The sequence below is a fragment of the Mesorhizobium sp. W067 genome, assembly GCF_054719525.1.
Genome location: NZ_JBTTII010000001.1, coordinates 4,175,303 through 4,201,562, shown reverse-complemented (window position 1 = coordinate 4,201,562; position 26,260 = coordinate 4,175,303). Strand labels below are relative to the sequence as shown.

Annotated in this window: 25 protein-coding genes and 1 pseudogene; 17 read left to right on the top strand and 9 right to left on the bottom strand. The window is 62.7% G+C overall.

All coding sequences use genetic code 11. The annotated features are described in order from the left end of the window. Positions 1 to 149: 149 nt before the first annotated feature. Positions 150 to 791: pseudogene (locus ACYG97_RS20425) on the top strand (DUF2865 domain-containing protein); the annotation flags it as partial. Between the two features lie 118 nt (positions 792 to 909). Here the strand turns inward: ACYG97_RS20425 and ACYG97_RS20420 are convergent. Continuing rightward, complete coding sequence (locus tag ACYG97_RS20420; protein WP_023693676.1) at positions 910 to 1,266, bottom strand: hypothetical protein; 357 nt, start codon at positions 1,264 to 1,266, stop codon at positions 910 to 912. A 241-nt stretch (positions 1,267 to 1,507) separates the two neighbouring features. On the opposite strand from ACYG97_RS20420, the gene ACYG97_RS20415 reads away from it, so the two are divergent. From ACYG97_RS20415 to phoB, 7 genes are all read left to right on the top strand, one after another. After that, a complete protein-coding gene (locus ACYG97_RS20415; protein ID WP_023734648.1) occupies positions 1,508 to 6,016 on the top strand; it encodes a PAS domain-containing hybrid sensor histidine kinase/response regulator in 4,509 nt (1,502 codons plus the stop codon). A gap of 495 nt (positions 6,017 to 6,511) precedes the next feature. After that, a complete protein-coding gene (locus ACYG97_RS20410; protein ID WP_023670113.1) occupies positions 6,512 to 7,540 on the top strand; it encodes a substrate-binding domain-containing protein in 1,029 nt (342 codons plus the stop codon). A gap of 96 nt (positions 7,541 to 7,636) precedes the next feature. Then, on the top strand, positions 7,637 to 9,097 hold the full coding sequence (pstC, locus tag ACYG97_RS20405; protein WP_023715022.1) for a phosphate ABC transporter permease subunit PstC: 1,461 nt from the start codon (positions 7,637 to 7,639) through the stop codon (positions 9,095 to 9,097). Further along, positions 9,094 to 10,410: a phosphate ABC transporter permease PstA gene (gene pstA, locus ACYG97_RS20400; RefSeq protein WP_023734647.1), complete on the top strand. Its 1,317-nt coding sequence runs from the start codon at positions 9,094 to 9,096 to the stop codon at positions 10,408 to 10,410. The genes pstC and pstA overlap by 4 nt, the downstream gene beginning before the upstream one ends. Positions 10,411 to 10,427: 17 nt before the next feature. Further along, positions 10,428 to 11,252 (top strand): phosphate ABC transporter ATP-binding protein PstB, encoded by an 825-nt coding sequence (gene pstB / locus ACYG97_RS20395; RefSeq protein WP_023670110.1) that lies wholly within the window; start codon positions 10,428 to 10,430, stop codon positions 11,250 to 11,252. Positions 11,253 to 11,293: 41 nt separating this feature from the next. Next, the gene (phoU, locus tag ACYG97_RS20390) at positions 11,294 to 11,998 is read left to right on the top strand and encodes a phosphate signaling complex protein PhoU (protein ID WP_023670109.1); all 705 of its coding nucleotides are present in this window, start codon (positions 11,294 to 11,296) and stop codon (positions 11,996 to 11,998) included. A 16-nt stretch (positions 11,999 to 12,014) separates the two neighbouring features. Next, entirely contained in the window at positions 12,015 to 12,704 is a 690-nt protein-coding gene (gene phoB / locus ACYG97_RS20385; RefSeq protein ID WP_031193203.1) for a phosphate regulon transcriptional regulator PhoB, read from the top strand. 30 nt (positions 12,705 to 12,734) lie between these two features. Here the strand turns inward: phoB and ACYG97_RS20380 are convergent, their stop codons facing one another. Continuing rightward, positions 12,735 to 13,970, bottom strand: coding sequence for an ROK family protein (locus ACYG97_RS20380; RefSeq protein ID WP_023734646.1), 1,236 nt, complete (start codon positions 13,968 to 13,970; stop codon positions 12,735 to 12,737). A gap of 266 nt (positions 13,971 to 14,236) precedes the next feature. Between ACYG97_RS20380 and xylF the strand changes: the two genes are divergently transcribed. The 4 genes from xylF to ACYG97_RS20360 all read left to right on the top strand — a co-directional run bounded on the left by xylF (position 14,237) and on the right by ACYG97_RS20360 (position 19,351). Further along, complete coding sequence (xylF, locus tag ACYG97_RS20375; protein WP_023683968.1) at positions 14,237 to 15,277, top strand: D-xylose ABC transporter substrate-binding protein; 1,041 nt, start codon at positions 14,237 to 14,239, stop codon at positions 15,275 to 15,277. 144 nt (positions 15,278 to 15,421) lie between these two features. Then, positions 15,422 to 16,738 (top strand): sugar ABC transporter permease, encoded by a 1,317-nt coding sequence (locus tag ACYG97_RS20370; protein ID WP_023734645.1) that lies wholly within the window; start codon positions 15,422 to 15,424, stop codon positions 16,736 to 16,738. Positions 16,739 to 16,750: 12 nt separating this feature from the next. Next, positions 16,751 to 17,548, top strand: a complete 798-nt coding sequence (locus tag ACYG97_RS20365) for an ATP-binding cassette domain-containing protein (protein ID WP_023734644.1) — start codon at positions 16,751 to 16,753, stop codon at positions 17,546 to 17,548. A 156-nt stretch (positions 17,549 to 17,704) separates the two neighbouring features. Then, positions 17,705 to 19,351, top strand: a complete 1,647-nt coding sequence (locus ACYG97_RS20360) for a CHASE domain-containing protein (protein WP_023734643.1) — start codon at positions 17,705 to 17,707, stop codon at positions 19,349 to 19,351. A gap of 39 nt (positions 19,352 to 19,390) precedes the next feature. Here ACYG97_RS20360 and ACYG97_RS20355 read toward each other — a convergent pair whose 3' ends face one another. The 6 genes from ACYG97_RS20355 to ACYG97_RS20330 all read right to left on the bottom strand — a co-directional run bounded on the left by ACYG97_RS20355 (position 19,391) and on the right by ACYG97_RS20330 (position 22,868). After that, positions 19,391 to 19,633, bottom strand: a complete 243-nt coding sequence (locus ACYG97_RS20355) for a YMGG-like glycine zipper-containing protein (RefSeq protein WP_023670102.1) — start codon at positions 19,631 to 19,633, stop codon at positions 19,391 to 19,393. Positions 19,634 to 19,716: 83 nt separating this feature from the next. Then, positions 19,717 to 20,043, bottom strand: a complete 327-nt coding sequence (locus ACYG97_RS20350; protein ID WP_023734642.1) for a hypothetical protein — start codon at positions 20,041 to 20,043, stop codon at positions 19,717 to 19,719. Positions 20,044 to 20,185: 142 nt separating this feature from the next. After that, complete coding sequence (locus ACYG97_RS20345; RefSeq protein WP_023690108.1) at positions 20,186 to 20,362, bottom strand: hypothetical protein; 177 nt, start codon at positions 20,360 to 20,362, stop codon at positions 20,186 to 20,188. A 129-nt stretch (positions 20,363 to 20,491) separates the two neighbouring features. Further along, on the bottom strand, positions 20,492 to 21,526 hold the full coding sequence (locus ACYG97_RS20340; protein ID WP_023734641.1) for a sensor histidine kinase: 1,035 nt from the start codon (positions 21,524 to 21,526) through the stop codon (positions 20,492 to 20,494). 160 nt (positions 21,527 to 21,686) lie between these two features. Beyond that, on the bottom strand, positions 21,687 to 21,854 hold the full coding sequence (locus ACYG97_RS20335) for a DUF1328 domain-containing protein (protein WP_023670098.1): 168 nt from the start codon (positions 21,852 to 21,854) through the stop codon (positions 21,687 to 21,689). 219 nt (positions 21,855 to 22,073) lie between these two features. Next, on the bottom strand, positions 22,074 to 22,868 hold the full coding sequence (locus ACYG97_RS20330) for a response regulator (protein WP_023670097.1): 795 nt from the start codon (positions 22,866 to 22,868) through the stop codon (positions 22,074 to 22,076). A gap of 212 nt (positions 22,869 to 23,080) precedes the next feature. On the opposite strand from ACYG97_RS20330, the gene ACYG97_RS20325 reads away from it, so the two are divergent. Together ACYG97_RS20325 and ACYG97_RS20320 are read left to right on the top strand one after the other, a co-directional pair. Further along, positions 23,081 to 23,284: a NepR family anti-sigma factor gene (locus ACYG97_RS20325; protein ID WP_023670096.1), complete on the top strand. Its 204-nt coding sequence runs from the start codon at positions 23,081 to 23,083 to the stop codon at positions 23,282 to 23,284. A gap of 3 nt (positions 23,285 to 23,287) precedes the next feature. Beyond that, positions 23,288 to 23,839, top strand: a complete 552-nt coding sequence (locus tag ACYG97_RS20320; protein WP_023670095.1) for a sigma-70 family RNA polymerase sigma factor — start codon at positions 23,288 to 23,290, stop codon at positions 23,837 to 23,839. A gap of 56 nt (positions 23,840 to 23,895) precedes the next feature. Here ACYG97_RS20320 and ACYG97_RS20315 read toward each other — a convergent pair whose 3' ends face one another. Beyond that, positions 23,896 to 24,213, bottom strand: coding sequence for a response regulator (locus tag ACYG97_RS20315; RefSeq protein ID WP_050485906.1), 318 nt, complete (start codon positions 24,211 to 24,213; stop codon positions 23,896 to 23,898). 339 nt (positions 24,214 to 24,552) lie between these two features. On the opposite strand from ACYG97_RS20315, the gene ACYG97_RS20310 reads away from it, so the two are divergent. The 3 genes from ACYG97_RS20310 to ACYG97_RS20300 all read left to right on the top strand — a co-directional run bounded on the left by ACYG97_RS20310 (position 24,553) and on the right by ACYG97_RS20300 (position 26,238). Then, entirely contained in the window at positions 24,553 to 25,314 is a 762-nt protein-coding gene (locus tag ACYG97_RS20310) for a Crp/Fnr family transcriptional regulator (RefSeq protein WP_023734640.1), read from the top strand. 124 nt (positions 25,315 to 25,438) lie between these two features. Further along, positions 25,439 to 25,765 carry an ElaB/YgaM/YqjD family protein gene (locus ACYG97_RS20305; protein ID WP_023670092.1) on the top strand — a complete coding sequence of 109 codons (327 nt, stop codon included), beginning with the start codon at positions 25,439 to 25,441 and terminating at the stop codon, positions 25,763 to 25,765. A gap of 11 nt (positions 25,766 to 25,776) precedes the next feature. Then, a complete protein-coding gene (locus ACYG97_RS20300) occupies positions 25,777 to 26,238 on the top strand; it encodes a hypothetical protein (protein WP_023683962.1) in 462 nt (153 codons plus the stop codon). Positions 26,239 to 26,260 lie beyond the last annotated feature (22 nt).

Genomic DNA, 26,260 nt, shown 5'->3' with positions numbered 1-26,260 from the left:
AACGCGAGACACCGGAGAAAGGTTTCATCCGCAAGGGCCGATAACGCGGGATCGATGGTTGCGGGCGGCCTGGCTCGCCCGAGCTTGGCTTCGTCTGATCTTGAAACAAAAGTGTAATAGCGAATTTACAGGAACCGGCATAATACACTCGGGTGCAACGCCAGATCGCCGGCGCCGCGATTTCGCGCCGGGATACGTCCGGACTGCAGGCCAGGCTCGTCGCGCTCGGCTGCACGCCCGCCGCCGGGCAACAAAGACAGCGTCCGGCTGGCGCCATGATCGGCAGCAATTCGATGCTGTTTTGCGTTCGTCTCACCGACGGCTATTTCTTCCCGGCGCCGAAATCGCAGTTCGTGCAAGGCGGCGATGTCAAGGAGATGGTCGACCAGTGCCGCTACATCTGCGACGATGCCGGCGTCGACCTGTACACGCTCAGGGACCCAAGCCTTGAAACCGAAAAGATGGTCGCGCTCGATACGCGCACATCCTACAAGGACCTGCCGACGGCCTTCAAATATCGCAATGATGCGAACTTCAGGGCCTGCGACCTCAAGCGCTATCACCAGCGCGTTGCCGATCTGAGAGCGCGCACGGTGACGCCAGCCAATATGGCCAACGCGATCATTCCTTTGCCGTCAGCGAAGCCGGATCTTGGCACCGTGGCGCAACTTCCCCAGCCTGGCGCAGACGCTGCAGAGGCGAGGGGCGCCGCCCAGCGACAACCGGTCGAGCCATTGGCCGGCTCGCGGCCGGTCAGGGTGGTCGGGCCGGCTTTCTTCCCGGCGGAGTAACCTGCGCCTAGAGCGTTTCACCGTTTCACCGAAACGGCGAACCGCTCTATGTCTTTGTTTTACGCAATTCCGGACGGAAAACCGTTTCACACTTTTCCTGGAATTGCTCTAGTACCAGCTATTCGCAAACCATCCTGTAGCGTTTGCCTGGTTCGCTGACATTCTTGCAGGTGAGCGGATTGGCCGGTTCGGAAGCCATGCTGGGCGGGCTGGACCTGACGTGCCGCCTTGGCGCAGCTATTTGTGTTGTGTGCCTGCGTGCCGCGGGCCGGTAGGGCTCCTGCGGCGGCGGCGTCGGAAACACACCGGCTGCCGCCTGCATCCGGCTGGCCTCAGTCTGCGACGGATCGCGATCCCAGACCCGCCTGATATCGAGCGGCTTCGGGATCACCACCGTGCCGTCATAGCTGCGTGCGCAGCCGCTGCCCGCAAGCAGCGCCAGGCACAGGAAACAAGGCACGATCCAACCGGTCATCAGCAACACCCCCGCCGACTTATAGCCCGGCCGGGGTTCCGCCGACAACCGGCGGAATACCGCAGGGCAATGTGGCTCTGGCCGCAGTCTGGATGGTTATGGTTAGCGGATCATTAATGCTTCTCGGGCACATTCCGCCGGCGAACCGCTGAGGGGATTCGGCCTTGGCTTTCGGGGTGGGAACGGGATGGCTGACGGGACTGTTGGAACACGCGGCGGACGCGGTTCCCGAAAAGGGGTGGTGAACGGCCAGGATACGTCCGTCGGGGTTTCGCCCGAAGCGCTGCGCGAACTGGTCGGGGCCGGCGCCGACTGGGTCTGGGAGACCGACGCCGAGCTGCGCTTTTCCTGGCTTTCGGAGAACTACCAGGCCGCCACCGGCATCGATCCGGCCAGCATTCTTGGCCGTTTCCGCTTCGATTTCCTCAAGCAGATGGTGCACGGCAATCGACACGCCGCCGCGCATCTGGAGGATCTGCAGGCGCATCGGCCGTTTCGCGACTTTGTTTATGAGTTGAAGGGCGGCCGTCCCGGCTGCCGCTGGGTTTCGATCACCGGTTCCCCGCGGTTCGACGGCGAAGGCGAATTCATCGGCTATCGCGGCATCGGCCGCAACGTCACGGCACTGGCCGGTGCGCTGGACGAACTGCGGGAGGAGGAGAGCGATCCGCCGGCCGGCGAGGCCACGCAGCACCTCGCCGATCTCGAGCGGACGATGGATGCCATGCATATGGGCGTCGTGCTGCTTGACGAAAAGCTCGGCACACTCATCGTCAACAAGGCCTATCGCGAGCTCTCCAGGATTCCCGATGGCGCCGTCACTGTCGGCGCGCCGTTCAGTCTGTTGATGGAACTCAACCGCCGCAACGGCATCTACGGCGATCTCGATGAACAGCAGTGGCAGCACTACCTAGCCACCCGCATCGAGGAGATCAGCGCCGGCTCGGTTGCGCCACGCGAATTTCTCCATGCCAATGGCAGGACGATGATGTTCTCCGTGACGGCGTTGTCCGGCGGCAAGCGGCTGTTGACCTACTACGACGTCTCCGAGCTCAAGCGTCGCGACGCCGAGATCGAGAGTGCCAACGCCAAAATTACGGAGACCTTCGCCAATCTTCGCACGATGGTCGACCAGATGCCGATCGGCGTGCTCGTCCTCGATGCGGAGATGCGCGCGGAGGTGATCAACCGCGCCTTCTATGATTTCTGGGAAATCGATCCCCGACGCGCCGGCATCGGCTGCGGCTTCCGCGAACTGATGCAGGCCAGCCGCGATATGGACCCTTACGGTGCTGACGATGCCGAATGGCAGGGCCACATCGCCGAGCGCGAAGCAGAAATCTCGGCCGGCCTGGTGGGCTCCAGGCAACTGCCACGCAATGACGGCCGTACGCTGATTGCCTCGCTGGCGCCGCTCGCCGGCGGCAAAAGGCTGATCTCCTATGTCGACGTCACCAACATGAAGGATCGCGAGGCTGAACTCGCCCAAGCGCTGGAGAAATCGCGGCTGGCCGAGGCGGTGATCAACGGCGTCAAGGACCCGATCTTCGTCAAGGACGACAATCTGCGTTTCGTCTTCGTCAATGAGGCGTTTTCGGCACTGTTCGGACAGAGCCCGCAAGCGATGCTGGGCAGGCCCGGCGGCGACTTCCTCAAGCAAAAGGACGCCGCGCAATTCGAAGACAGCGAACGCGCCGTGCTGGCGACCGGCACGCCCTACGAGGTCGAGGAGACTTTCGACGCCGAGGGCGCCAGCCGCTCGCGCATCGTGCGCAAGAACCGCGTCGGCATGCCCAGCGGCCGCAACTATGTCGCCGGTTTCCTGTTCGACATCTCCGACATGAAGCGCCGCGAGACCGAAGCCGAGGACGCCCGCAAGAACCTCACCACGGTGCTGGAGTCGCTGCCGGCGGCCGTCATCATCTATGACCGCGACGACAAGTTCGTCTTTGCAAACCGCAAGCTGCAGGACACGCTGCCGGAGCTGAAACCGGCATGGCAGCCCGGCCGCAGCTTCCGCGAGGCCCTGGAACTCGGACATTCGGTCGGCTATTTCCGATCGAGCGGCGATCGAGAAATCGATAGGCTCTATGAAGGCGACCCCGATGTCTGGCTCAATGCCATCCTCGCCCGCTATCGCCTGCCCAACTCGTCCTATGAGCGCCTCAATGCGGACGGCCGTTGGTATCAGGTCTACGATATGCGCACCGAGGACGGCACCTTCATCGGCGTGCGCGTCGACATCTCGGAGATCAAGAGCCGCGAAAAGGCGCTGCAGGAAAGCATGCGCCAGATCGACCTGTTCCGCCACGTCATGGACGAACTGCCGGTCGCCGCCTTCATCAAGGCGCAGGATCTGAGCATGGAATTCGTCAACAAGGCCTGGTGCGCGCTGACCGGCATCCCCAAGGAGGAAGTCATCGGCCGGACCGATCTCCAGCTTTTCGGCATCGACGACGCCGAAACCTACACCCATGACGACACCGAGGTCGTCGTCACCGGCCGCGGCCGCGAGATCGAGGAGCCCGTTACCCATCGCGACGGCACGGTGCGGCAATTGATGACGCGCAAGAGCCGGCTGGTGGCGCTCGATGGGTCGGTGCACCTTGTCGGCTCCAGCACCGACATCACCGACGTCAAGGCGCGCGAGCAGGCGCTGGAAGAGAGCATGCGCGAGAACGAGGTGTTCCGCAATCTCATCGACAACGTGCCGGTGTCGATCTACGCCAAGCGCTCCGACCTCAGGCAGTTCTACGTCAACAAGGGCTGGTGCGACCTCACCGGCCTCCGCAGGGAAGACGCGATCGGCAAGACGGACATCGAGATTTTCGGCGAAGACGGCGAAGCCTTCGTCAACAGCGATCTCGCCGTGCTGCGCACAGGCGATACACAGGAGATCGAGGAAACGGTGACGCTTGCCGACGGCAGCGTGCGCCACCAGTTCGCCCGCAAGGGCGCGATGATCGCGTCCGACGGTTCGCTCTATCTGATTGGGTCGACCACCGACATCACCGAACTGAAGCTGCGCGAGGCCGAACTGCGCGAGGCGCGCCAGCGCGCCGTGCTGGCCGACCGCGCCAAGTCGGAATTCCTGGCCAATATGAGCCACGAGATCCGCACGCCGATGAACGGCGTACTCGGCATGGCCGAGTTGCTGGCCAAATCCGACCTCGATCCCAAGCAGAAGACGTTCACCGATATCATCGTCAAGTCGGGTAACGCGCTCTTGACCATCATCAACGACATACTGGACTTCTCCAAGATCGATGCCGGACAGCTGGTGCTCGACCCTGCGCCCTTCAACCTGCCCGAAGCGATCGAGGATGTGGCGACGCTGATATCGACGCGCGCCAAGGAGAAGGACCTCGAGCTCATCGTGCGCGTCGAGCCGGGCCTGGAAAGCCTGTTCGTCGGCGATGTCGGTCGCGTCAGGCAGATCGTCACCAATCTGGTCGGCAACGCGGTGAAGTTTACCGACGAAGGCCACGTGCTGGTCGACGTGACCGGACAAAGGGGGCCGACGGGGACAAAGCTTACCGTTTCGGTCACCGACACCGGCATCGGCATTCCGCAGCAGAAATTAAAGCTCGTCTTCGAAAAATTCAGTCAGGCCGACACCTCGTCGACCAGACGCCACGAAGGCACAGGGCTCGGGCTCGCCATCACCTCGCGGCTGGTCGAGTTGATGGGCGGCGAGATCGGTGTCGAGAGCGCCGAAGGCAAGGGCTCGACCTTCTGGTTCACCGTGACATTGCCCAGGGCCGAGGAACAGACCGGACGGCGGATCATGCCGGTCGACGTGACCGGCTCACGGGTGCTGATCGTCGACGACAATGCCGTCAACCGATCGATCCTGAGCGAGCAGATGACGTCATGGACCTTCGATTCCTGCGCCGCCGAAAGCGGACCCGAAGGGCTCAAGGTGCTGGTCGCCGCGGCTGCCTACGGCGTGCCGGTCGACTGCGTCGTGCTCGATTATCAGATGCCGGGGATGAGCGGCGCCGAAATGGCGCGCGTCGTGCGCAACACCGCAGGGCTGGCCGACACGCCGATCATCATGCTGACCTCGGTCGACCAGTCGCTCGCCAACACCAGCTATCGCGATCTCGGCATCGACGCCCAGCTGATCAAGCCGGCGCGTTCCTCGGTGCTTCTGGAAACGCTGGTCGCCACCATCCAGCGGCACCATCACAATATCACGGACGGCCGTGTGCTGCCGGCGGCAAGCAGCGGTTCCGGCGGCGGCAGGAACGAACCGTCGCCGGCAAAGCCGCCGCTCGCTGCATCGGAACGCGCCTTGCTGCAACCGCCGCCGGTTCGTGCCCGCGCCCGGGCCGCCGGGGATGAACGCCGGCTCGACATTCTCGTTGCCGAGGACAATGAGGTGAACCAGATGGTGTTCACCCAGATAATCGGCGAAACCGGCTACAGTTTCGAAATCGTCGGCAACGGCCGCAAGGCGCTCGACGCCTTCGGCCGGCTTAATCCGCGCATGATCCTGATGGACGTCTCGATGCCGGAGATGAACGGGCTCGAGGCCACCGCCGCAATTCGCCGGCTGGAAGAACATACGGGTATGCATATCCCGATCGTCGGCGTCACCGCGCATGCCTTGAAGGGCGACCGTGAGCGCTGCCTGGAAGCCGGCATGGACGACTATCTGCCCAAGCCGATCAGCCCCAGGGCGCTGCTCGAAAAGGTCGAGCGCTGGGTCGGCATATCAGGCGAAGCCCAACGAGACGCTGGATAGCAACCTGCGGCGCCGCCGGGATTCGGCCGCGCCGCAACAGCCAAGGATATGGTGCGATCGCACCATATCAAAGCTGGCGCCCAGTCAGGACAATGGTCGCAACGAAACCGCTCATTCAGTTACGGGCGGGAGCAAGCGACCGCCGACAAGAAACAGCGTCGAATCTACCCCAACGGACCTGTTTTTGGCGATGGCTCGGCCAAGATTCGCTCTGGTCACGGGCAACGCGCTCCCGTCCGGTTTTTCTTTCTCGGCATCGCGGCCTGCGGTGTGCCGGGACTTGATGCCAGCACGAATTGCGCAAGCGTCTGATTCCAGCGGCAACTTCCATTCCCACAAACCGGCTTAAAGGGTGCGGCCCACAAGACGTCTGTGCGACGTTACCGGGCTGACACGAAACTGTCATGCGACTGTAATAATCGAAGGCTATTGGCCTCAGCGGGCGCCGGTTTGAAGAGGGCGCCAAGAGACCATCTTCCGAACAGGAGCTGCCACATGAAGAAATTCCTCGTTACGGCATCGGCCGTGGCGGTAGCGTTCGCCGCATCGTCCGGTGTCGCCGCTGCGCGTGACCAGATCCAGGTCGCCGGTTCGTCGACCGTGCTGCCTTACGCCAAGATCGTCGCCGAGCAGTTCGGCGAAACCTTCACCAACTTCAAGACCCCGGTGGTCGAGTCCGGCGGCAGCGGCGCCGGCATCAAGGAGTTCTGCAAGGGCGTCGGCGAAGACACGATCGATATCGCCAACTCCTCGCGCCCGATCAAGAAGGACGAGCTGAAGTCCTGCGCCGACGCCGGCGTCAAGGACGTCCAGGAAGTCCGCATCGGCTATGACGGCATCGTCTTTGCCACCGACATCAAGGGTCCGGACTGGGCGCTGGTTCCCGCCGACATCTACAAGGCGCTCGCCGCCAAGCTGGTGGTCGACGGCAAGCTGGTCGACAACCCGAACACCAAGTGGAACCAGGTCAATCCGAAGCTGCCCGACTGGGATATCGCCGCCTATATCCCGGGTGAGAAGCACGGCACCCGTGAAGTGTTCGAGACCAAGCTGCTCGACGCCGGCTGCGACAAGGCCGCTTTGAAGGCTGCCGGCATCGCCGACGACAAGGAAATCGGCAAGACCTGCATCGCCATCCGCAAGGACGGCAAGGCTGTCGACATCGATGGCGACTACACCGAGACGCTGGCCCGCATCGACTCCAACAAGACCGGCGTTGGCGTGTTCGGCCTCGCCTTCTACGAGAACAATGCCGACAAGCTGAAGGTCGCTACCGTGGAAGGCATCGTGCCTTCGACGCAGACCATCGCCGATGGCACGTACCCCGTGTCGCGGCCGTTGTTCTTCTACGTCAAGAAGGCGCATCTGGGCGTCGTTCCCGGCCTCAAGGAATATGTCGAGTTCTTCCTTGATGACCAGATGATCGGCCCGGAAAGCCCGCTCGCCCAGTACGGCCTGGTTTCCGCTCCCGACGCCGAACGTCAGGGCCAGCGCGACGCCTTCGCCGCCGGAAAGACGATGTAATCAACCGACCGGATCAGGGCGCGGACCAAATCCGCGCCCTGATTTCGCCGCTTGCCGCAACGGTGGCGGCGATCTGAATTTTCCCTGGGGTGGGTGATGTCGTCCTTGCTCGTACTCGCCATAGTCATCGCCATAGGCGTGGTCGCTTTTGTGATCGGCCGCCAGCGCGCAGCGGCGCAGGATACCGGCAAGGTCAAGCCGCATTCGCGCGCGCATTATCATGGCTGGTGGGCCTTTCTGCTCGCGGTCCTGCCTGCCGTCCTTTTGCTCGCCGTCTGGGATATCGGCTCTTCCTTCTATCTCGACCGGCATATCCATGCCGCTTTGCCCGAGCGCACCGCCGACACAAAGGTGGCCAGCGAAGCGCTCGACGCCAGCCTGGTGAAGAGCCTGGCCAAGGGCCTGCGCCGGCTCGATGGCGATACCGCACTTCCCGCTACTTTCGCCGAATTGCAGCCGCTGCTCGCCGCCAAGGGCGTGGCACTGGCCAGTGACACCCAGGACTATATGATCCCGATCGCGGTCGAGGCGAACCAGGTCCAGGACCGGCTCGGCCTGTTCAGCGCCGTGCTGACCTTCGCGCTGTCGGTCGCCGGCGCCTTCTATGCGCTGAGGCAGATCGCGCCGCGCGCCAGGGCGCGCAACAACGTCGAGAAGCTGATGCTGTGGGGGCTGCTTGCGGCCTCGACCATCGCCATCCTGACCACGGTCGGCATCGTGCTGTCGATGCTGTTCCAGACCATCACCTTCTTCGAGAGCGTGTCGCCGATGAGCTTCTTCTTCGGCACGGTGTGGGATCCGCGTTTCGCCGCCGCCGGTTCCGGCGGCAGCCAGGGTCAGTTCGGCCTGATCCCGCTTCTCGCCGGCACGCTCTACATCGCCGCCGTCGCCCTTCTGGTGGCAGTGCCGGTCGGGCTGATGTCGGCGGTCTACATGTCCGAATATGCCTCGCGCGGTGTGCGCTCGGTGGTCAAGCCGGCGTTGGAACTGCTGGCCGGCATTCCGACCATCGTCTACGGCATCTTCGCCGTTGTCACGCTCGGACCGTTCTTGCGCGACCTGTCGGCGGCACTCACCGGCGGCTCGCCCTTCATCCAGGGCCAGAGCATCTTCACCGCCGGTCTGGTGATGGGCGTCATGCTGATCCCGGTCGTGTCCTCTTTGTCCGACGACATCATCACCGCGGTGCCGCGCGCAATGCGTGACGGCTCGCTCGGCCTCGGCGCCACGCGCTCCGAGACGATCAAGCGGGTGATCCTGCCGGCGGCACTGCCCGGCATCGTCGGCGCCATCCTGTTGACGGCGTCGCGCGCCATCGGCGAGACGATGATCGTCGTGCTGGCGGCGGGCGTCGCCGCCAATCTGACGGCCAATCCGTTCGAGGCGATGACGACCATCACCGTCAAGATTGTCAACCAGCTGACCGGCGATCTCGAGTTCAACTCGCCGCAGACGCTGGTCGCCTTCGCGCTAGGCCTGACGCTGTTCGCGCTGACGCTGGTGATGAACATCGTCGCCCTCTACATCGTGCGCAAGTACCGGGAGCAGTACGAATGACCGACATCCCCCTGGACACGATGGCGGGTGCCGTCGCGCGTCCGCGCCGCGACATCGGGCTGAAGGCGCGCTATGCCGCCGAACGCCGGTTCCGCATCTATGGCGTGATTGCGATCTCGGTGGGCCTGGCGTTCCTGGCCATCATGCTGATCACCATCGTCTCGAAAGGCTACACCGCCTTCTGGCAGACGACGGTGACGCTGCCGGTCACCTTCGACGAGAAGGTGATCGATCCCTCCGGCAAGCGCGCCACCGACCCTACCGTGCTGATCAAGGCGAACTATCCCAAGCTCGCCGAAAACGCGCTGGTGGCCAAGCTCGGCATCGATCCGGCCAACAGGCCGATGATGCTGAAGCTCAAGGGCTTCCTGTCGGAAGGCGCCCGCGTCCAGCTGCGCGACATCGTCTCCGCCGATCCGTCGGTGATCGGCAGGACGCGTGACGTCGACATCCTGGCTGCCGCGAACCTCGACTCGGCCTTCAAGGGTCAGATCGACCTCGGCGTCGATGAAGCGCGCCGCAAGGTGTCCAACCAGCAGATCGACTGGATGAACAAGCTTAAAGCCGACGGCGTGATGGCCGAGCATTTCAACACCGGCCTGTTCAGCTATGGCGCCTCCAGCCGGCCCGAGACGTCGGGCATGGGCGTGGCCATCATCGGTTCGTTCTACATGATGGTGATCGTGCTGTTGCTGGCGCTGCCGATCGGCGTCGCCGCCTCCATCTATCTGGAGGAGTTCGCCAAGAAGAACCGCTTTACGGACCTGATCGAAGTCAACATCAACAATCTCGCGGCGGTGCCGTCGATCGTCTTCGGTCTGCTTGGCCTTGCCGTGTTCATCAACTTCCTCGGCATGCCGCGCTCGGCTTCCTTCGTCGGCGGCCTGGTGCTGACCTTGATGACATTGCCGACCATAATCATCGCCACGCGCGCCGCCCTTGCCGCGGTGCCGCCGTCGATCCGCTCGGCGGCCCTAGGTCTCGGCGCCTCCAAGATGCAGATGGTGTTCCATCACATCCTGCCGCTTGCCGCCCCAGGCATCCTTACCGGCACCATCATCGGCCTGGCGCGTGCGCTCGGCGAGACAGCACCGCTGCTCTTGATCGGCATGGTCGCTTTCGTCGCCGATTATCCGACGACGCCTTTCGATCCGGCGACCGCGCTGCCGGTTCAGATCTATATGTGGGCAAACGAGGCTGAGCGCGCTTTTGTCGAGCGCATGTCCGGCGCCATCATCATCCTGCTCGTCTTCCTCATGGCCATGAACATCACCGCGATCGTGCTCCGGCGCCGGTTCGAGCGGCGCTGGTAGAAAAAAGGCAATTTGGTATGAACATCATGACCGAACAGTCCCTTGAGAATGCAGTGGGCGACAAAATGAACGCCAAGTCGAACGAAGTCATCAAGATGCGCGGCGACAAGGTCGGCGTGTTCTATGGCGAGAAGCAGGCGTTGTTCGACGTCAATCTCGACGTCCGCCAGAACCAGGTGACGGCGCTGATCGGCCCGTCCGGCTGCGGCAAGTCGACCTTCCTGCGCTGCCTCAACCGCATGAACGACACCATCGATTCGGCGCGGGTGACCGGCAAGATCACGCTCGATGAAGACGACATCTACGACAAGAACATCGATGTCGTCGAACTGCGCGCCCGCGTCGGCATGGTGTTCCAGAAACCCAACCCGTTCCCGAAGTCGATCTACGAGAACGTCGCCTACGGCCCGCGCATCCATGGGCTGGCCAAGCGCAAGTCCGACATGGACCAGATCGTCGAGCAGAGCCTGAAGAAGGCGGCGATCTGGAACGAGGTCAAGGACCGCCTGCAGGAGCCCGGCACCGGCCTGTCCGGCGGCCAGCAGCAGCGCCTGTGCATCGCGCGCGCCATCGCCGTGTCGCCGGAGGTGATCCTGATGGACGAGCCCTGCTCGGCGCTCGATCCGATCGCCACCGCCCGTGTCGAGGAGCTGATCGACGAACTGCGCCAGAACTACACGATCGTCATCGTCACCCACTCGATGCAGCAGGCGGCGCGCGTGTCGCAGCGCACGGCGATGTTCCATCTCGGCTATCTCGTCGAGGAGGGCGCCACCGACAAGATGTTCACCAACCCCGACGACAAGCGCACCCAGGACTACATTACCGGCCGCTTCGGCTGAGCCGTCCGGCGGGTGAATTTTCAGGCACGAGGACCAAGATCATGGGTGAACATACCGTCGCCTCCTTCGATGAAGAGCTCGGGCAGATCAGCAAGCTGATCCGCGACATGGGCGATCTGGCAGGCTCGATGGTCAGCGGCTCGACCAGGGCGCTGCTCAATTCGGACAATGCGCTGGCACAGCGTGTCGTTTCCGACGACGCCATCATGGATGCGCGCCAGCGCGAACTGGACGACCGCGCCATCACGCTGATCGCCAAGCGCCAGCCGATGGCCAACGATCTGCGCGCCGTGGTCGGCTCGATCCGCATGGCCGGCGACCTCGAGCGCATCGGCGATCTCGCCAAGAACATCGCCAAACGCGTCGGCACCGTGGGCTTGAGCGTCACGCCGCGCGACCTCTCGCACTCCATCGACGCCATGGCGCAGCTGGTGCTGATCCAGGTGCAAGGCGTCGTCGAGGAATATGCCGCCACCGATGCGGCAGCTCTTGCAAAACTCAGGAATGACGACGAGCGCATCGACGTCAAATACACGTCCGTGTTTCGTGAGCTCTTGACCTACATGATGGAAGACCCTCGCAACATCACCGCCTGCACGCATCTCTTGTTCTGCGCCAAGAATCTTGAGCGCATCGGCGATCATGTCACCAACATCGCCGAAAATGCGTATTATGTGCTGACCGGCCAGCAATTGCCCGCCAATCGTCCGAAGCAGGACGAGACGGCGATGGCCACGCCGGCCTGATGAGGGTGAACTGCCTATGATCGCGCCACGCATCATGGTCGTGGAGGACGAGGAGCCGCTAGGCGTGCTCCTCCGCTACAACCTCGAATCCGAAGGCTATCACGTCGAGGTGGTGACACGCGGCGACGAGGCCGAGATCCGCCTGCAGGAAAACGTGCCCGATCTCCTGGTGCTCGACTGGATGGTGCCCGCTGTTTCCGGCATCGAGCTCTGCCGGCGGCTTAGAGTGCGGCCCGAAACCGAGCGGCTGCCGATCATCATGCTGACCGCGCGCGGTGAGGAAAGCGATCGCGTGCGCGGCCTGTCCACCGGTGCCGACGACTATCTGGTCAAGCCATTCTCGACGCCGGAGTTCATGGCGCGCGTGAAGGCGCTGCTGCGCCGGGCCAAGCCGGAAGTGCTGTCCAGCGTGCTCAAGGTCGGCGACATCGTGCTCGACCGCGAGTCGCACCGTGTCTACCGCAAGAAGAGCGAGATCAGGCTCGGACCGACCGAGTTCCGGCTGCTCGAATTCATGATGCGCCATCCCGGCCGCGTGTTCTCGCGCAGCCAGCTGCTCGACAATGTCTGGGGCGAGACGATCTACATCGACGAGCGAACCGTCGACGTCCATGTCGGGCGCTTACGCAAAGCGGTCAACAACGGCCGCATGCCGGATGTCATCCGTACCATTCGCGGCGCCGGCTACGCGATCAGGGAAGACTAGGATGCTGCGCGTCGCGCCGTTGCCGGCCATTCAGGCGACATGCTTGCCGGATTTGGCCTGAATGCCCGGCGCGAAAATCTCCTGATCGACGAAGCCGAGCGCGCGCATGGCACAGCCTTCGCGGATCAGCGGCAGCTCGTTGGGCTCGGTGTCGAAGGAGATCGATTTCGAATGCTGGCCGCCGGCGGTCTGGGCGATCGCTTCGCGCAATGCCGGCTCGATCAGGTCGAAGGCGGCGGCGCTGACGCCAACCATGGCGACAGGCGCCGGGTCGATCAGCGCAAACAGGCTGCCGAGGCCGAAGCCGAGCGCCTCACCGGCCTTGCGATAGGCTTCGCGCTCCGGGCCATCGGTTTCGCGGGCGCGCGCGGCGAGTGCGCGCATATCAGCGTCGCCGATATCGACCGGCTCGGCATCCTCGCCCATCATTTTGGCGCTGCGCCAGATGGCGTAGTTTCCGGCATAGGCCTCGACGCAGCCGCGCCGCCCGCAGCGGCAGAGCGCGCCGCCCGGACGGTGGATCATGTGGCCGAACTCGCCGCCCGAGGAATGGGTGCCGGTGAACAGTTCGCCTTTCAGCACCAGCCCCATGCCGATGCCGTGCGACAAGAGGATCGCGATGAAATTGTCGCGGTAGCGCTCGGGCTGGCGCCATTGCAGGGCCACCGCCATCATATTGCAGTCGTTCTCCATGGTGGCAGGAATGCCGAATTCCGCTTCCAACATGTCGGCGAAGGCAATGTCGGTCAGTGGCGTGATTGGCGACCACAGCATGGCCCGCGCCTGCGAATCGGTGATGCCCTGGATGCCCATGGCAATGCGGGCGATGCTCTGGACATCGAGGTCCGGGTCCGCGAGACGCCGCCCGACGATTGCTACGCATTCGCCGATCAGCTCGTCGCGCGGCATGGTCAGCGTGTCGAGCCGGCGCTGTTCTTCCGCGACCACCTGGCCGGCATAGTCGATGACGGTGACGGAGAGGAAGTTCAGCGACAGCACCACGGTCATGACCGCCGCCGCTTCCGGGTTGAGGCCAAGGCCGACCTGCGGCCGGCCGCGTTTCAGCGAGCCGGTCTCGCCAGGCTTGCCTTCAATCAGGATGCCTTCTTGAATTAGATCAGACGAGATTGCCGATATCGTCGAATGGCTGAGGCCGGTGGTCGCCGCAATCTCGGTCCGCGACGGCTGGCCGGCCCGGCGCACGGCCGAAATCACCATCGCACGGTTGCGACGGCGCAGATCGTCGTGGCGGATCCCAACCGACATTTGTTTTCCTCCCGGCCTCCTCGCGCCTCATGATAGTGAAGGCGTTCGACGGCACCAGCCAAATATTGGCAGACGCCGGCAGCCCTGTCATTGTTTATTGCGGAGCTCGAAAAAATTCGGCAACGCCATCAGAATCCATCATAATCGATGTTGACAGTGCCTTATCATTGAACCAGTATTTTTTCGAGGCTCGAAAAAATGGAGCCTCTTTGTGCAGGCCTTCGGGCCGGTTTTGTCGCGCCGTGGGCGGCGCAGGGAGGGTTATAATGAACAGATTTGCAGCCGCCATGCTGGCGGGTGTCGCCATGTCGCTGGCGCTGATGTCGGTCGCGCAGGCGAAGGACAAGGTCATCGGCGTGTCGTGGTCGAACTTCCAGGAAGAGCGCTGGAAGACCGACGAGGCGGCGATGAAAACGGCGATCGAAGCCGCCGGCGACAAGTACATTTCGGCCGACGCGCAGTCCAATCCCGGCAAGCAGCTGACCGACGTCGAAAGCCTGATCTCGCAGGGCGCCAACTCGCTGATCATCCTGGCGCAGGACGCCTCGGCCATCGGCCCGGCGGTGCAGAAGGCGCTGGACGAAGGCATTCCGGTCGTCGGCTATGATCGCCTGATCGAGAACAAGGACGTCTTCTACCTGACCTTCGACAACAAAGAAGTCGGCCGCATGCAGGCCCGCGAAGTGTTCAAGGCGAAGCCCGAGGGCAACTATGTCTTTATCAAGGGCTCTGGCTCGGATCCGAATGCCGATTTCCTGTTCTCGGGCTCGATGGAAGTGCTCAAGGAAGCCATCGACTCGGGCAAGATCAAGAATGTCGGCGAGGCCTATACCGATGGCTGGCTGCCGGCCAATGCCCAGAAGAACATGGAACAGTTCCTGACCGCCAATGACAACAAGGTCGATGCCGTGGTTGCGGCCAATGACGGCACAGCCGGCGGCGTTGTCGCCGCGCTGACGGCGCAGGGCCTTGCCGGAACGGTTCCGGTCTCGGGCCAGGACGGCGACCATGCCGCTCTGAACCGCATCGCGCTCGGCACGCAGACGGTGTCGGTGTGGAAGGACGCGCGCGAACTCGGCAAGAACGCCGCCGAGATCGCCTCGCAGCTTGCCGATGGCAAGAAGACGGGCGACATTGCCGGCGCCAAGGACTTCACCACGCCTGGCGGCAACACCGTCAAGTCGCTGTTCCTGACCCCCGTCGCGATCACCAAGGACAACCTCAACGTCGTCATCGACGCCGGCTGGATCAAGAAGGACGAAGTCTGCACGGGCGTCGCCGCCGGCAGCGTCGCGGCTTGCAACTGATCTCGACGACTTGAAGAAATGAGGCGCCGCGGCTGTCAAGCCGCGGCGTTTTCTCTACGAGAATTGTGTGTTTCCGCCATCGGCGGCAAACTTCTAGGCTGTGGTCCGGCATCCGCGCCAGACGGCAAGCCGCTGGAGGACATCATGACCGACACGACCTCAAATCCGCAGGCCGATACGGCACGAGCGTCTGAACTCGGCGCGGTCGCCCGGTTCCTGAAAGCGACCGAGCTCGACACGCGCATGCTCGGCATGGTCGGCGCGCTGCTGGTCATCTGGGTCGGCATACATATCCTGTCGGGTGGGCTTTTCCTGACGCCGCGCAATCTTTGGAACCTGTCGGTGCAGACGTCCTCGGTCGCGATCATGGCGACCGGCATGGTACTGGTCATCGTCATGCGCAACATCGACCTTTCGGTGGGCTCCGCCGAAGGCGTGATCGGCATGATCATGGGCGTGGCACAGGCCGAATTCCTGATTCGCATCATCGGCTTCCAGCTTGGAAACCCCTGGCTCTGGATCATCGCGCTTGCCGCCGGCGTGGTGCTTGGTCTGCTGATCGGCGCGTTCCAGGGCTTCATCATCGCCTATATGCAGGTTCCGGCCTTCATCGTGACGCTTGGTGGCCTGCTGGTCTGGCGCGGCATGGCATGGCTCATCACCAGCGGGCGCACGGTCGCGCCACTCGACGCCACCTTCCAGCTGATGGGCGGCGGACCACGCGGCTCGATTGGCGCCGCTGCCAGCTGGATCGTCGGCATCGTCGCCGGCGCAGCGGTCGCCTTCGCGCTGCTCAACGGCCGCTCGCAACGCAAGCGCTTCAGCTTTCCACTGCGCCCCGTCTGGGCCGAGACCTTGCTTGGCGTGGTCGCTTGCGCGGCCATCCTCGGCGCCGTGTGGATCGCCAATTCCTATCCATGGCCGATCGGCATCGTGCGCCAGTATGCACAGCAGAACGGCATCACCGTTCCCGAAGGCGGGCTGTTCATCGCGCATGGCATCGCCATACCGGTGCTGATGGCGGTGATTGTCGGCATCATCATGACGTTCATCACCAAGCGCACGCGTTTCGGCCGCTATGTCTTCGCCATCGGGGGCAATCCGGAGGCAGCGGAACTCGCCGGCATCAACACGCGCTGGGTGACCATGAAGGTGTTCATGATCATGGGTGTGCTGGCTGCAATCAGCGCGGCGATCTCGTCGGCCCGTCTCAATGCGTCAACCAATGCGCTGGGCACACTGGACGAGCTTTTGGTGATCGCGGCCGCTGTCATCGGCGGCACGTCGCTCGCGGGCGGCGCCGGAACGGTGATGGGCGCCATGCTCGGCGCGCTTCTGATGCAGTCGCTGCAATCCGGCATGGTGCTGCTCGGCATCGACTCGCCGCTGCAGAGCATTGTCGTTGGCGCTGTCCTGGTCATCGCCGTCTGGCTCGACACCGTCTACCGCAAGCGCGTCTAGGGAGGAACGATTATGGAAAAAACTGCTCCCACTGGTACGCCACTGATCGACATGCGCAACATCTCGATCGCGTTCGGTGGCATTCGCGCCGTCGACGATGCGTCCATCGATCTTTTCCCGGGCGAAGTGGTGGCGCTGCTTGGCCACAACGGCGCCGGTAAGTCGACGCTGATCAAGATCCTGTCGGGCGCCTACAAGCGCGATGCCGGCCAGATCTTGGTCAACGGCCAGGAGGCCTCGATCTCCACTCCGCGCGACGCCAAGAAATACGGCATCGAAACGATCTACCAGACGCTTGCGCTGGCCGACAATGTCGACGCTGCCGCCAACCTCTTCCTTGGCCGCGAACTGATGACCGCGTGGGGGACACTCGACGATGTCGCCATGGAGGCCGAGGCGCGCAAGGTGATGAGCCGGCTCAATCCGCGCTTCCAGCGGTTCAAGGAGCCGGTAATCAAGCTGTCGGGCGGCCAGCGCCAGTCGGTGGCGATCGCACGCGCCATCCTGTTCAACGCCCGCATCCTGATCATGGACGAACCGACGGCCGCGCTTGGGCCGCAGGAGACGGCGCAGGTCGGCGAACTGGTCAAGCAGATCAAGGCCGACGGCATCGGCATTTTCCTGATCAGCCACGACATTCACGACGTGTTCGAGCTTGCCGACCGAGTCTGCGTAATGAAGAACGGCCAGGTCGTCGGCACCGCGCGCACCACCGATGTGACCCAGGACGAAGTGCTCGGCATGATCATCCTGGGAAAGTGCCCGCCCGGCGCCATTCCCGGTCCGGGTGCGCTGAAGATCGCGGCCTGAAACCACGCTATCGTCAGCTGTCGTATTCACTGATGCTCGAGATCGATAAGCCGGCTAAATATGCATGATATGCCAGCTGTCATTATGGCTTGGCCGCGCCATTGTCTTGCCGCGGCGACTTGCCCATAAAGGTCCCGAACCGTCCATGGGCCTGCGTTGAAGAAGTTTTTCCCGATCCTTGCCTTCATTGCCGTTGCACTGATCAGCCTGACGATGGCGGGCTTCGCCTATTTCGCGACCCAGGAAGCGGCGCGCATCAAGTTCGAGGCGACGGCCGACGACGCGCTCAACCGCATCGAAAGCCGTATCGATCTGCATCTGTCACTGCTGCGCTCGACGCAGGCGCTGTTCGACGCCCGCAATGGCGAGATTTCAGGTAGCGAATTCAAGGCCTTCTTCAGCGCCCTCGATGTCGATAACAATTTCGCCGGCCTGCGCGGCATCGGCTATCTCAGGCTGGCCAAGACCGGTGACGAAGCGGCGGTCGAGCGCGACATGTTGCGCGACCGCGGCGCCGCCCCCACGGTCTATCCGGACACGACACAGCCATGGCGCACGCCCGTCGTGCTGTTCGAGCCGCTCGACCCTGCCAACGAATCCACCATCGGCTACGACATGTTCACCGAGCCGGTGCGGCGCGAGGCGATCGAAAAGGCGATGGCCGATGACGCACAGCACGCAAGCGGTCTGGTCCAGCTCGGCCAGGACACTGGCGCGGCGCAGACCTTTACCGGTTTCCTGGTCTTCGTCAGGCTCAATGTCGAAACCGCGCCGGATGGTATCAATGCGTCCAGATCATCGACATCAGGCCTTCTCTACGCGGCCTTCCGCGCCCGCGACCTGTTCCAGACCGCGCTCAGCCGCACGCCTTTGCTGCCGGTCAACACCGCGATCTATGACGGCACGGCCGACGCCGACAATCTTCTGTTCCAGTCGGAGACGCCGCCGGTTGCGAGCTTTGGCGACAGGCTGTTGGTGACGCGCAAGATCATCGTCGCCGGTCGGCCCTGGACGGTGCTGTTTCGGCCGACAAGTGCATTTTCGCAACCGTCCTCGCGCGCCATTCCGGTCATGCTCGGGCTGTTCGGCCTGCTTCTGGCCGGCGCCATAGCGTTGGTGGCCCGCTACCAGGAGCGCGCCTACGACGCCAAGTCGCTGCTGCATGAAACGACGGAAAAAAGCCTGCTCGAAAAGGATTTGATGCTGCAGGAGATGAAGCATCGAATCAAGAATTCGATCACGCGGGTGCTGGCGATTGCGCGCCAGACGGCGGCGCAAGCAACCGACGTGCAGGAGTTCTCAACTTCCTTCTCGGCCCGCCTGCAGGCAATGGCGGCTTCCCAGGACATGCTGACGCGTTCGCGCTGGCAGAAGGCCGATCTTGGCGACCTGCTGCGCATCGAGCTCGGCCAGGTATTCGGCAAGGAGCTTCCGGAAGGGATATTGTCAGGGCCTCAGGTGCTGCTCGACGAGAGGACGACGCAGGCGCTTGGCCTGACCTTTCACGAACTGGCGACGAATGCGCTGAAATATGGCGAGGCCGGCAATTCCGTGGGTGCGCTGAAGGTCGACTGGTCGTTCGAGGGGCGCGGGTCCGAGCGGATGCTGGTTCTGAACTGGCGCGAGGCCGGGCAGAAGGAACTCGAAGCGCCGGCGAAGACCGGCTTCGGCACCAAGCTGATCGACCTCAATGTCACGCGCGAGTTGCGCGGCACGATTGCCCGAGATTTTCGCGCCGATGGGCTTACGGTGGAAATCAGGATCCCGCAGCCTGATGCAGTCAAACAAACGGAGACCGGCTGACCGGTCTCCGTCGCGATTGTCTGACGCTTTTGAAGCGGATCAGCAGCGAGCGGTGTAGAGCCGGCCGCGATTGTCGCGATACTGGCAATAGCCGTTGCGCAGGTTGCGCACCAGCAGGCCGGAACCGGCGCCAACGGCTGCGCCGATCAGCGCACCCTTGCCGCCGCCGATCAGTCCGCCGGCCAAAGCACCGACACCGGCGCCGACACCGACATCCTGCTCGGTCGTGCTGCAGCCGCTGACGGCGACCACCGCAACCATGGCAATAATCAATTTCCGCATAGAATCTCTCCTCACTTTTGTCCTCACTTTAGTAAGCTCCAGCCGCTATTTAGCACGAAACAGCAGCCTTTGCCCGCTCGATCTTATTGTTGGCTAAGAGAGTCTTTTTCGCGGGGCGTGGCGTTCGACGCGACCACGACACTGGAAATCTGCAAAGACGCGTCGAGGGAACCGTCCGGGCGCACGTTCCAGACAATCTGGTCGTAATCATCCTCCAGCGCGGGGTCGACCGTAAGACATTTGGCAACGACGTGCTCGGCCTGATCCTGCACGTCGCCGGCAGCGAATGGACGTTCTGCCGTGCATGCTTCGGCGGTTTCGAAAACGCTGACCGGCACCGGCAGTTCACGGCATTCGGTCATGTTGTTCGAACAGCCAATTACCAAAAGCAAAGCGGCGATGTGTTCCACGGCGACACGTCCTCTCGCCATAAGAACGGTCCACAGCCGTCAAAGTTCCTGTGCCGCAAAGAGTGCTAATAGTTGGTTGGCTACGAACTGGACAGCTTCTGAGCCGGGCTGCTTGAGAGCGGCGTGAACCTGAGCATCTGGCTCAGGCCAATTGCGACGCCACGATCAGCACAACAGCGGCGACGAGCGCGACAGCGGCGAAGCGAAGCAAGGGATGCCAGGCGTGCTGCAAAGGCGAGGCTGAAGCATCAGGATCCTGAAAGCCGCTCATCGAGACCCGGGCGGCCTGCTCCAGCCTGTTCATATCGGCAACCGTCATGATCATTCCTCCCATACTCGCGTTGCAGGCTGCGGCCGAAACATCAGTTGAATCGGTCAAGATCCAGCAATCTCTGGGAACCACAGCATCGGATTTTATGGTGAACAGCCGGTTAAGGAATCCCGCCGCTCATTCGGTTTCGAAATTGCCGTGCGGAACGACGAGGCGATATTCGAGGCGGTCACTGGTGATCTCCAGCGTCGCCGTGCCGTTCAGCGATGCCGGCACGACACGTTCGAGGGCAACGCTGCCGAAGCGTTTCTCGGTGCGCCTGTTATCATTGGCGACAATGGCCTCGACCCAGGTCAGCGACAAAGCCGGCTTGTCTGCGGCCTCTGCGACGTTCGACAGATCTGCGGTTACCTCGACAAAGCCGTCGGGCCGCGCCAGGGCGCCGTAGCTGAATGAATTGACGGCGAGTTCGTGCATAGCCAGGCCGATATGAATGGCCGCGTTGGGATTGAGGTAGGGGTTGACGCCATTAAAGCGCAGGCTCTGCGCGGGATCGGCGCCGTAGCGGACGACCTGGCCGCGGATAAGCTCGCGAAGTGCTGCACCCCGCCAGTTCGACGACGTCACCAGATCCTGCGAGGAAGCCAGTGACTGCAGGCGGCCGCGAAAGCGCTTCAGGAAATCGTCGGGTGTCTCGGAATAGCGGCCGGTCTGGGTGGCAATACTCTGGATGATGGCCAACAGGTTCTTGGAGCGGTGGCTGACTTCGCGCAACAGCGTCTTCAGCGTCTGTTCGCGGCGTTTCTGCTCGGTGGTTTCCACCATCGTGGTGACGACGCCCTGCACGTCGCCGCGATGGCCCCGATCGGCATCGACCCATACCTGGAACCAGCGCATGCCATCACCGGCGGCAACACTCAGTTCAAGGCGTTCCGGATTGCCGGAAGCGATCACATTGCTTTTGGCGGCGGCGATTTGCTCAGCTTGCGCCGGTGGCAACGCGCCGTTGCTGTCGGCTGTGTCGGAAACCCACGGCGCACGCATGTTGCGGGCCCATACAGTCTTCAATTCACGATCCTGATAGAGGACGGAAATGCCGGCATTGTGCAGAGCGTGAAGCAAGGCCCGGCCAAGCTGCATTCCGCTTTCAGCCGGGTGCAGTGCGATCACCTCGTCGCCCTGTCCGCTCTCGCCTCCGCCAATGGAACGCATCAATCACCTGTCCACCTGATCAGGACCGAACGATTCACTTGGACTCAGTTCCTGAGTAGGTCCCCAGAAAAGGTCCGCCGGACGATGTCCCGTTGGAGGACATCGCCCGGCGGTGGCTGGAAACCGTTTGAGGGGTGCGGCTTCCAGTGTTCGCCCGCTCCTACGATGCCCGTCTGAACAGGCCGGCCAGAAGCGAGATGACGAGGAAGGCGAGAAAGATGAAGAACAATATTTGCGCGATACCGGCCGAGGTACCGGCGATGCCGCCGAAACCAAGCGCGCCGGCGATGATCGCCACGACGAGAAATACGAGCGCCCAGTAGAGCATGATCTGTCTCCTTCCGATACTGAATCAAGAACGTGAGTGATTGCTGTTTGTTCCACCATTTGCCGAAAAAGAAGGTCTTTGGAAGAGGCCCGGTGCGAATTGATTCACGCGCGTGCGCCCCATACGGAGCGACGGGCAGCCGCCGATCGCCGGGCTAGGCGATCGCCAGTGCCGGCAACGCTGCGAGGCGGCGAAAAGTTGGAGATTGAAGGCCCTACTTCACGCGGCGGCCTTGGCCTGCCGGTCGAAGAACAGCGCTTGGCTGATCAGCGCCTTGACCATGTCGGGATTGAACGGCTTGGTGACGAGGAAGGCCGGTTCAGGCCGCTCGCCGGTCAGCAGACGTTCGGGGAAGGCGGTGATGAAGATTACCGGCACCGAAGTCGACGACAGGATTTCGTTGACCGCATCGATACCCGAGCTGCCATCGGCAAGCTGAATGTCGGCCAGCACCATCTTCGGCCTTGTCTTGCCGAACATCGCCACCGCCTCGGTATGGGTGCGCGCGGTTCCGACCACGTGGTGGCCGAGGCTCTCGACCATTTCCTCGATGTCCATGGCGATCAGCGGCTCGTCCTCGATGATCAGCACATCGGTCGCCACCTGGCGAGAGATCTCGTTGCTCGCCTGGGCAAGCAGTTCGGAGAATTCCTTGGCGTCGACATCGAGAATTTCAGCTGCCTCGTCTTCACCGAAGCCTTCGACCGCGACCAGCAGGAAAGCCTGGCGTGGCCGTGGCGCAATGGCGTTCAGATTGGCGGCGGCGCGCTGCTCCCATGCCGATTGTGCCTGCTCCTGCGGAACGCGGATGGCAATGGAGGTGAACAGTTTGGCGAATACCTTGTAGAGCGCGATGCGGTCGCTTGACGCTTGCGGGAAGATGTCGACGTCGGCGATGATGGCTTCGAGCATCGCGGCGACCAGCGCATCGCCACTCTCCTGCGATCCGGATACGGCCCGTGAAAAGCGGCGCAGGAACGGCAGGTGCGGAGCGATGGTTGCGGAAAGGCTCATGGTAGACGTCTCCCTCAGATGACGTGATTGCATAGATTGCAGGTCAAGCTGATTGCAAGCCCCAACACCCAAACGCGGGTTTTGCGAAAAAGTTCCGACACTTGTGGAACGAAACTGCACGGGCGACGTTTGTGGTGCGATGGGCAACCAGACGAGGGGGCCGCTTTGCGTTGTGTAATGGGGCGGCTCGGGGCGCTGGATTTAAGGGCGAAATGAAGGACATGAATAAAGAAACGCTGGCTGGCGCCGCTGACAGGCGCCGGGCCAATTCCGGCGACCCGCTCGGGGCGAATTCGGAAATTGGCCGTAAACTCAAACAGTATTATGACGAGCTGGTCTCGGACAATGTGCCGGATCGCTTTGCCCAGTTGCTCAGCCAACTGGAAAAGGCCGAACCCGCACAGAAGAAGGACTGAGGCATGGCAGCTGTCTCACAAGGGTTCAAGACCGACCTGCTCGGCTCGATCCCAAGCCTGCGGGCCTTTGCCGTGTCGCTGACGCAGAATGCCGACAAGGCCGACGATCTGGTGCAGGAGACGCTGGTCAAGGCTTGGGACAAGCATGAGAGCTTTCAGCCCGGCACCAATCTCAAGGCATGGCTGTTCACCATCCTGCGCAACGAGTTCTATTCCCAGATGCGCAAGCGCGGCCGCGAGGTGCAGGACAGCGACGGCATCATGACGGCCAGGCTTGCCGTTCATCCGGCTCAGCACGGCCAGCTTGACCTCAAGGATTTCCGCGGCGCGCTCGAGCAACTCCCCGAGGACCAGCGCGAAGCCATCATCCTCATCGGCGCTTCAGGCTTTTCCTATGAAGAGGCTGCCGAAATCTGCGGCTGTGCGGTCGGAACGATCAAGAGCCGGGTCAGCCGGGCCCGCACGCGGTTGCAGGAGATCCTCAAAATCTCCGGCGAAGACGAATACGGGCCGGACGCGATCTCGTCCCAGGTGACGGGTTCAAACGCTGCCTGACGGCGGAGGCCCCGTTTGCGGGCCTGGGCTCTCTACACATACGCATCGAAGATATCTCAGACTGGCGCGCGGCCGCAGGCCGCCGCCAGAGCCTCGACGAGATCGGTCCCCGAATAGGGCTTGGTGACCAGGCGGATGCCGGGAAAAGACCCTTTGATCTCATCGGGGTCCGAATAGCCGGAGGCAAAGACAAACGGCAGGCCCGATTGGCGCAGCCGCGCGGCGAAATCGAGTGTGGACGTTCCGCCCAGCATGAGGTCCACGATAGCGGCGTCGAACTCGCCAACGACCTTCTGCTCATCGATCTCGGCCAGAGCGCGGGCAATCACTACGTCGTTCGCGCCATGGTCGCGGCAAAGCTGCTCGACATCCATGGCGATCAGGAATTCATCCTCCAAGACAAGAATTCGCAATCCCTCAAGCAATGGCGGCACTTGGCAATCTCTCCTCAATTCTTGCAGCATCGGGTACAGTGACTCCAGTCAACCGCATCGCGGACCTTGGGGGATCGGTCAGGCCTTAATCCGAAAAGTTCGCCCACCGGCTCTACTCCACAAGCGAGCTTCGAATTCGCCTCAGTGGAGTGTAGCGAGTCATGATCGCTATTTGCCATCCTGTCATTTAAAAAAGACATGCCATCGGCAGCGGAACCGCGGCCTTGCAAAGGCGTAGCACTCAGTCTCTGGCAAGAGACTTTCGAAAGAGGGATCGAAATGTCTGGCCAGAATGGTCGTTCGTTTTCCAGCCGTCAGTACCCATGCGAGATCTGCCCGCTTCGGCCATTGCCGGTGTTCCGGGAATTCGAGAAGCAGGAGCTTGCCTATGTCAGCATGTTCAAGAAGGGCGAACTGGCCGTCGACAAGGGCACCACAGTGCTGGTCGAAGGCAGCCAAAGTGCTCATCTCTACACCGTGCTTTCGGGCTGGGCCTTCCGCTACAAACTATTGTCGGACGGCAGGCGCCAGATCCTGAACTACTCCATGCCCGGCGATCTTATCGGGCTGCAGGGCAGCCTGATGGGCGAAATGCAGCACTCGGTCGAGGCGCTGTCGCCCATGCTGTTGTGCGTCTTCGAGCGTGAAAACCTGCACGAGCTCTACCGCAACCATCCGGGCCTTGCCTACGACATTACCTGGCTGGCGTCGCGCGAGGAGCGCATGCTGGACGAGAACCTGCTCAGCGTCGGTCGGCGCACGGCGGTCGAGCGCACCGCCTATCTCATAGCCTTCATCGCCAGCCGCGCGGCGGCAGTCGGGCTCAACGGCAAGGCGCCGGTGCAAATCCCGATTACCCAGCAGCATGTAGCCGATACGCTCGGCCTGTCGCTGGTCCACACCAACAAGACGATCCGCAAGCTCATCGATCGCAAGCTTATCGCCTGGCGCGACGGCGGTTGCGAAGTGATCGACGGGGAGGGGCTGAAGGATCTCGCGCGCTGGGAGGGGCTAAGCGAAGGCCGTCGGCCGCTGATCTGACAGGCAGGCCTCCATCTGGGGCTGGACTCGCACTTGCAAACACCCTTTCATGGATACGGTCTCCGATTTCGGAACCATGACGTGTGTCGGGCGTTTGAAGCCAAGCAAACGCAAGGAGTTTAGAATGGCAACTGCCGCAGGAAAAACCGCCAACGAAAGTCAGACGAACGCCGACCTGGAAGCCGACATTCGGCAGTTGAAGGCGGATATCGAAAAGTTGACCAAGCAATTGGCCAAGACCGGCGAACATGGTTACGGCACGGCGCGGCGCGCTGCTGCCGAAGGCGTCGACCAGTTGCGCGCGCAGGGCGAAGCCGTCTTCGACAGCCTGCGTGGCAACGCCAAGGATCTTGAGGCCCAGATCACGGCCAATGTGCGCGAGAAGCCGGTCACTTCACTGGCGATCGCGGCCGGCGTCGGCTTCCTGTTTGCGCTTCTTGCCCGGCGCTAGTTTCGACAGAGATGGGCATGCTGGCACCGCTTATCTCGGCCTTGGCCTCGGGTGAAGCCATTGCCGCCATGCGCCGCGCGCGCACGGCGGCAATCGTCTACGGGCTCGCCGCCGTGGCTGCCCTGTGCGGCCTCGGGTTTCTCCTGGGGGCGGCCTACATCTGGGCGGCTGACCGTTATGGCTCGATGGCCGCCTGTCTTGGCTTCGCCGCTGGTTTCCTGGTACTGGCCGGGCTTATCGTGCTCATTCATCAACTTGCGGCTGGAACGCGTGCACGCCGACGTGCGCGAAGGCGCAATGCCGACCTGAAGGCGCTCGGTATCACCGCGGCGCTTGCCGTGCTGCCGGCCTTGCTCAAGGGGAAAGGCGGGAAGGGCGTCATTCTCGGCCCGATGATCGCGCTCGCGGCCTATGCCATCTACCGCGAGAACGTCAAACCGGATCCGGGCGATCCAGACAGCGAAGCCGACTAAAGCGCGTCGCGCTGATACGCTG

Bases quoted from the DNA above. Each gene is read 5' to 3' on its own strand.
- ACYG97_RS20420 (WP_023693676.1), bottom strand. From the start codon at position 1,266: ATGACCGGTTGGATCGTGCCTTGTTTCCTGTGCCTGGCGCTGCTTGCG.
- ACYG97_RS20410 (WP_023670113.1), top strand. From the start codon at position 6,512: ATGAAGAAATTCCTCGTTACGGCATCGGCCGTGGCGGTAGCGTTCGCC.
- pstC (WP_023715022.1), top strand. From the start codon at position 7,637: ATGTCGTCCTTGCTCGTACTCGCCATAGTCATCGCCATAGGCGTGGTC.
- pstA (WP_023734647.1), top strand. From the start codon at position 9,094: ATGACCGACATCCCCCTGGACACGATGGCGGGTGCCGTCGCGCGTCCG.
- pstB (WP_023670110.1), top strand. From the start codon at position 10,428: ATGAACATCATGACCGAACAGTCCCTTGAGAATGCAGTGGGCGACAAA.
- phoU (WP_023670109.1), top strand. From the start codon at position 11,294: ATGGGTGAACATACCGTCGCCTCCTTCGATGAAGAGCTCGGGCAGATC.
- phoB (WP_031193203.1), top strand. From the start codon at position 12,015: ATGATCGCGCCACGCATCATGGTCGTGGAGGACGAGGAGCCGCTAGGC.
- ACYG97_RS20380 (WP_023734646.1), bottom strand. From the start codon at position 13,970: ATGTCGGTTGGGATCCGCCACGACGATCTGCGCCGTCGCAACCGTGCG.
- xylF (WP_023683968.1), top strand. From the start codon at position 14,237: ATGAACAGATTTGCAGCCGCCATGCTGGCGGGTGTCGCCATGTCGCTG.
- ACYG97_RS20370 (WP_023734645.1), top strand. From the start codon at position 15,422: ATGACCGACACGACCTCAAATCCGCAGGCCGATACGGCACGAGCGTCT.
- ACYG97_RS20365 (WP_023734644.1), top strand. From the start codon at position 16,751: ATGGAAAAAACTGCTCCCACTGGTACGCCACTGATCGACATGCGCAAC.
- ACYG97_RS20355 (WP_023670102.1), bottom strand. From the start codon at position 19,633: ATGCGGAAATTGATTATTGCCATGGTTGCGGTGGTCGCCGTCAGCGGC.
- ACYG97_RS20345 (WP_023690108.1), bottom strand. From the start codon at position 20,362: ATGACGGTTGCCGATATGAACAGGCTGGAGCAGGCCGCCCGGGTCTCG.
- ACYG97_RS20340 (WP_023734641.1), bottom strand. From the start codon at position 21,526: ATGCGTTCCATTGGCGGAGGCGAGAGCGGACAGGGCGACGAGGTGATC.
- ACYG97_RS20335 (WP_023670098.1), bottom strand. From the start codon at position 21,854: ATGCTCTACTGGGCGCTCGTATTTCTCGTCGTGGCGATCATCGCCGGC.
- ACYG97_RS20330 (WP_023670097.1), bottom strand. From the start codon at position 22,868: ATGAGCCTTTCCGCAACCATCGCTCCGCACCTGCCGTTCCTGCGCCGC.
- ACYG97_RS20325 (WP_023670096.1), top strand. From the start codon at position 23,081: ATGAAGGACATGAATAAAGAAACGCTGGCTGGCGCCGCTGACAGGCGC.
- ACYG97_RS20320 (WP_023670095.1), top strand. From the start codon at position 23,288: ATGGCAGCTGTCTCACAAGGGTTCAAGACCGACCTGCTCGGCTCGATC.
- ACYG97_RS20315 (WP_050485906.1), bottom strand. From the start codon at position 24,213: ATGGATGTCGAGCAGCTTTGCCGCGACCATGGCGCGAACGACGTAGTG.
- ACYG97_RS20310 (WP_023734640.1), top strand. From the start codon at position 24,553: ATGTCTGGCCAGAATGGTCGTTCGTTTTCCAGCCGTCAGTACCCATGC.
- ACYG97_RS20305 (WP_023670092.1), top strand. From the start codon at position 25,439: ATGGCAACTGCCGCAGGAAAAACCGCCAACGAAAGTCAGACGAACGCC.
- ACYG97_RS20300 (WP_023683962.1), top strand. From the start codon at position 25,777: ATGGGCATGCTGGCACCGCTTATCTCGGCCTTGGCCTCGGGTGAAGCC.